This is a genomic window from Bacillus sp. LL01, assembly GCF_001037965.1.
The window spans coordinates 1-5,891 of sequence record NZ_LFEL01000097.1 but is presented as its reverse complement, the minus strand read 5'-3'; the positions used below and the strand labels follow the sequence as shown (position 1 = coordinate 5,891).

Annotated in this window: 5 protein-coding genes and 1 pseudogene; all 6 read left to right on the top strand. The window is 41.2% G+C overall.

The window, feature by feature from the left end:
• Window positions 1-186, top strand: a 186-nt coding sequence (locus AB685_RS25240) for an ABC transporter permease subunit (protein WP_047973344.1), incomplete at its 5' end; no start/stop codon positions are given.
• Window positions 187-198: 12 nt separating this feature from the next.
• Window positions 199-1,113, top strand: coding sequence for a nickel transporter permease (gene nikC / locus AB685_RS25235; RefSeq protein ID WP_198530585.1), 915 nt, complete (start codon window positions 199-201; stop codon window positions 1,111-1,113).
• Window positions 1,114-1,770: 657 nt separating this feature from the next.
• Complete coding sequence (locus AB685_RS25230) at window positions 1,771-2,778, top strand: ABC transporter ATP-binding protein (protein ID WP_047973343.1); 1,008 nt, start codon at window positions 1,771-1,773, stop codon at window positions 2,776-2,778.
• Window positions 2,759-3,775, top strand: a complete 1,017-nt coding sequence (locus tag AB685_RS25225; RefSeq protein WP_047973342.1) for a dipeptide ABC transporter ATP-binding protein — start codon at window positions 2,759-2,761, stop codon at window positions 3,773-3,775. The genes AB685_RS25230 and AB685_RS25225 overlap by 20 nt, the downstream gene beginning before the upstream one ends.
• Before the next feature lie 148 nt (window positions 3,776-3,923).
• Window positions 3,924-5,597, top strand: a complete 1,674-nt coding sequence (locus AB685_RS25220) for a peptide-binding protein (RefSeq protein ID WP_047973341.1) — start codon at window positions 3,924-3,926, stop codon at window positions 5,595-5,597.
• Window positions 5,598-5,681: 84 nt separating this feature from the next.
• Window positions 5,682-5,891: pseudogene (locus AB685_RS25215) on the top strand (diguanylate cyclase); the annotation flags it as partial.

The window sequence follows — 5,891 nt, the reverse complement described above, 5'->3', positions numbered from 1 at the left end:
GGGGCAATTTTAACAGAGACAATTTTTAGTTGGCCAGGCATAGGCCGTTATATTTTTGAGGCGATTAATTACCGTGATTATCCGGTTATTCAATCAGGTATTCTAATCGTCGCCACCATTTTTGTGATGATTAACTTGTTTGTCGATTTGCTTTATTCCTATATTGACCCGCGGATCAAATACTAAGGAGGGACTCGGATGAAAACAGAACATGCAAAACCAATGATGACACCAAGCCCCAAGTCACCCCCTCCAGAGGATCAATATGTAGCGGTCTCTCCTTGGAGGGAAGCATTTAGACAGCTGAGGAAAAATAAGCTTGCGATAGTCGGGTTATTTATTATCATTAGTTTTATTCTAATTGCGATTTTCGCACCGCTCTTAACAAGTAGCACGTATTCGGAGACCAATCCTACTAATCGTCTTCAATCTCCTTCGATGGAGCATTGGTTTGGTACAGATGATTTTGGACGAGATATTTTTACACGTATCGTATACGGGGCGAGACTTTCCTTGCAAGTGGGATTCTTTGCGGTGACTGGGGCGTTAATCTTCGGGACGACTCTCGGTTTGATTGCAGGCTATTACGGACGTTGGATTGATATGTTAATTTCTCGTATTTTTGATATTATGCTCGCTTTTCCGAGTATTCTCTTAGCGATTGCGATTGTGGCGATTCTAGGACCGTCTTTGCAGAATGCCTTGATTGCGATTGCGATCGTAAATATCCCGATCTTCGGACGGCTCGTACGCTCGAAAGTCATCAGCTTGCGTGAAGAAGAATTCATTATGGCAGCGAAGGCACAGGGGATGAAAAATGGCCGTATCATCCTGCATCACATCCTTCCAAATAGTATTGCGCCGATTATAGTGCAGGCGACTTTAGGCTTTGGTACAGCGATTCTTGAGGCTGCAGCACTCGGTTTTCTCGGGCTTGGAGCTCAAGCACCGATGCCGGAGTGGGGGAAAATGTTGTCTGATTCTAGACAATTTATTCAATCGGCACCGTGGACAGTATTATTTCCCGGCTTCTCGATTATGTTAGTCGTACTTGGGTTTAATATGATTGGAGACGGGTTGCGTGATGCACTCGATCCGAAGATGAAGAGTTAAATAAAGTGGCTCCTCCGATGYGGAGGGGCTTTTTAGTATGGTGACGCGTTTATATATAGAAGAAACTCGGAATTTTTTTGGTGGAAGGAGACAAATATGTAACTGAATAAAGCAATTTTGGCTTAATGAGATATTGTGGATAGAAAAAATGATGAATATAGCAGAGGTATGAGTCGAAATGTAAACGCTTACCATTATATTTATATAATAATAAGCTGAATTAACCACTTTTGGGGACGATAAGCTCATTTATAAATTCGTAATGAATTGCTTTTTATTTTACACAATTCGAATCGGAACACGAATAAAACGTGTAAGGACAATGTTTAATTAAATTTAGGTTAAATAAATTGTAAGAATTTATCACAAAGAAAAACTATTTTAAAAAGATTGAATATTGCATTCTTTAAGATCCTGACATATAATGACGTTAGTCCAATTTACTAAATTTGCAGAAAACTATGAGAAAACTTGAGAATCCCAACTAAGACAATGGCATAGAAGCGATTGTTAATATTTTGCGATGGATTGAATGGCTATTCATTCGGTATTAATAGTCTGAATTTTCAAATGCTTACCTGGGAAATAAAATCATTCTCTTTCTCGTCAATTCATAATTGGAAAGAAGTCTTCTATGGATAAAGAGGTGTAGATGTCATGGTGGAAAACAAGCCATTGCTAGAGGTTAAAAATCTAAAAACCTATTTCTTTAAAAAGGGAAAAGAGCTTCCTGTTGTAGATGATGTGTCCTTTGAAGTGAAACAAGGGGAAACATTAGCCATTGTAGGAGAGTCAGGTTCCGGTAAGAGTATGACAACATTATCTCTTATGCGACTTGTGCCATCTCCTGGTGGTAAAACGGTTGGTGGGGAAATCCTACTAAACGGTGAGGATCTTCTCAAACAAGGTGAAGACAAGATGTATAAGGTTCGTGGTAATGATATCGGAATGATCTTCCAAGAGCCAATGACCTCATTGAATCCGGTTTTTACAATCGGAGATCAGATTACGGAAACGCTCATCTACCACAAGAAGCTCTCAAAGAAACAAGCCTATGAAAGAGCTCGTGAAATGCTTGAGTTAGTAGGTTTCTCTCGAGTAGATGAAATTCTTCGTGACTATCCGCATCGCCTATCAGGTGGGATGAGACAGCGTGTCATGATTGCAATGGCCATGAGCTGTGATCCGAAACTATTGATCGCCGATGAGCCAACAACGGCACTTGATGTAACCGTACAAGCACAAATTCTTGATTTGATGCGCGGGCTGAGTGAGAAGTTTAACTCATCGATCATTTTAATCACTCATGACCTAGGCGTTGTAGCAGAACTTGCTGATCGCGTAGTCGTCATGTATGCCGGTCAAATTGTAGAAGAAGCAAATGTCGTTCCGCTATTTGATAAGCCGCTACATCCTTATACAAATGGATTAATGGAATCCGTACCACATGTTGATGATGAAAAAGACCGTCTAACATCGATTGCAGGAAATGTTCCGACACCAGATAATTTCCCATCAGGTTGTCGTTTTGTCACACGATGTCCGCATGCGATGGCACGCTGYGTTAGTGAGCAGCCTGAGCTACTTCAAGTTGAGCCTGGACGTAAAGTGAGATGTTTCTTGTTTGAGGAAGGAGTAAACAACAATGAGCACACAACTAACTGATCGTAAGGAAGTTGGAGCAACAAAGGACAATGATATTTTACTTGAAGTCAATGGTCTGAAAAAGCATTTCCCGATTAAAAAAGGGATGTTTCAACGAACAGTTGGTCAAGTGAAAGCCGTTGATGATATTAGCTTCTTCGTTCGAAAAGGAGAAACATTCGGTCTTGTAGGTGAATCAGGCTGCGGAAAGTCGACAACAGGTCGTACGTTAATGCGCTTGTATGAACCAACAGATGGTCAAATCATTTTTGACGGCAAAGATATTTCGACTATGAAAGAGCGAGAGTTGCATCCGTTTCGCAAGGACATCCAAATGGTGTTCCAAGATCCGTTCTCTTCTTTAAATCCACGTAAGACGGTACAAACAATCTTAAGTGAACCACTAAGTGTTCACGGGATGTATAAAGGAAAAGCAAGACAGGAATACATTGAAGATTTGATGCAGAAGGTTGGATTGAACCCAGATTATGCCAATCGTTACCCGCATGAATTCTCAGGGGGACAACGTCAGCGTATCGGAATTGCCAGAGCTCTTACATTAAATCCGAAGCTAATCATTGGGGATGAGCCAGTATCTGCCCTTGATGTATCGGTCCAATCACAAGTATTGAACTTATTTAAAGATTTACAAGAGGAGTTTGGGTTGACTTACTTATTTATTGCCCATGATCTAGGGGTCGTTAAACATATTTCTGATCGAATCGGGGTTATGTACCTTGGAAAGATGATGGAGGTTGCAGGTAAGAAGGATCTTTATGCCGATCCATTGCATCCTTACACACAAGCTCTATTATCTGCTGTACCGCGTTCACATCCAACAGAAGTAAAGCGCGAGCGAGTCATTTTAACAGGTGAAATACCGAGTCCATCAAACCCACCAACAGGCTGTGTGTTCCATACCCGTTGTCCGATGGCGATGGATGAGTGTAAACAAGTGGCACCTGAGTATAAAGAAGTAAAGAAAGATCACTTCGTTGCTTGTCATTTGTATAAGTAATTACGGGGAGGTTCTTCTCTCTAAGGTTATTTCAGAATTTTCATTTTTAAGGGAGGTGTTGCCTACATACTAAGGCTAAATATAGGGCAGTAGGATGTTAGCAAGACTGCAAGACAAAATAATTTAAAAAGGTTTAGGGGGAAACACGATGACAAAGAAAAGTTTATTAGTGCTTCTAGGTATGGTTATGGCGCTTATGCTTGTTCTTGCTGCTTGTGGCGGTTCAGATGAGCCTGCATCAACAGAAGAAGATCCAGACGTTGAAGATCCAGCTGAAGGTGAAGAAGAAGCTGAAGGTGAAGAAGCTGCAACAGGTGAGCCACAACAAGGTGGTAAAATTGTTTTAAGTACTTCTGGTGAGCCGGTTACATTTAACCCACTTTACTCACAAGACTCAGCAAGTGCTGATGTTATTGATTTAATTCATGCAAGTCTTCTTCAAACAGATCAGGAATTAAACCTAATTCCTTATGTAGCAACTGATCTTCCTGAAATCTCTGAAGACGGTTTAGAGTATACATACACTCTAAACGAAGGCGTTCTTTTCCATGATGGTGAAGAGCTAACTGCTGAAGATGTAAAGTTTACACATGACATCTTCATCAATCCTGATTACACAGGCCCTCGTGCTGGTGACTTTGATACGCTTGAAAGTGTTGAAGTAGTAGATGATTATACTGTTAAATTCATTCTTTCTGAAGTAGATGCAAGTTTTGATACTCGTTCTGGCTACGGAATTCTTCCAAAGCACATTCTTGAAGATGTTCCTGTAGCTGACCTTGAAGAGCATATGGAATACAACCGTAACGCTCCAATTGGTGCTGGTCCATTTGAATTCGTTGATTATGTTGATGGGCAATACCTAGAAGTTGTTGCACATGAAGAGTACTTCGAAGGTCGTCCGAACCTTGATAAAGTAACATTCCGTGTAGCATCTGATTCGAATGCTGAACTATTAATGTTTGAAACTGGTGACACAGATTACATGATTCTTCCTGCAACTGAGTACGCTACTGCTGAAACATATGACCACGGTCGTATTTCTTCAACTCTAGCATTACGTTATGACTACATTGGTTGGAACAACGAACGTCCGTTATTCCAAGATCCTAAAGTACGTCAAGCTTTAACAATGGCTATCGATCGCCAACTTATCGTTGATGAGATCATGGATGGTAAAGGTCAAGTAGCACACGTTCCTGCATCTCCACTTAGCTGGGCATACCCTGAGTCTGCTCCTGAGTTCAACTATGATCCAGAAGCAGCTAAAGAGCTTTTAGCTGAAGCTGGTTGGGAGCCTGGTGCTGATGGCGTCCTAGAAAAAGATGGAGAGCGTTTCTCTTTTGAAATCCTTTCTAACGATGGTAACGTTGTTCGTCGTGACATTGGAGTAATTGTTCAACAAATGCTTGCTGACGTTGGTGTAGAAGTTGAAGCTCGTCAAATGGAGTGGGGTGCGTTCTTAGATCAAATCAACCCTCCAAACTAYGACTTTGACGCTGTAGTACTTGCTTGGGGTCTTGCAACTGATCCAGATCCAACTGCAATCTGGCATTCTCGTGAAATCGAAGCTGGATTAAACAACATTTCTTACAAAAATGACCGTGTTGATGAGCTTTCTGATCAAAACAAGAAGATCATTGACCAAGATGAGCGTGCTGCTGTAATCGCTGAAATCTATGAAGAGATTGCTAATGACCAGCCTTACACGTTCTTATACTACCCAGAGCAACATGTTCTTCTAAGCAACCGTGTGGAAGGCTTCACACATCACCCACGTGTTAACATGTACAAAGTTAACGAGTGGTACGTAACAGAGTAAGCCTTCAAGTAGTCGGGGGAAGGGGATTTTCCCTCCCCTTCCTACTCTATAAAACTACCTTGAGGGATTGTGAGGAATGAAATTATGACTAGTTACATCATTAGACGACTGATCATGATGATCCCAATTTTGATTGGAATCTCCATCATATCATTTGCAATCATGTATGCAGCACCAGGTAAACCAGCCATTATGAATCTTGATCCAGAAATTTCACCAGAAGTACGAGAGGCTCAAATTGAACGACTAGGGTTAAATGATCCGATTCCTGTGCAATATGTACGTTGGATAGGA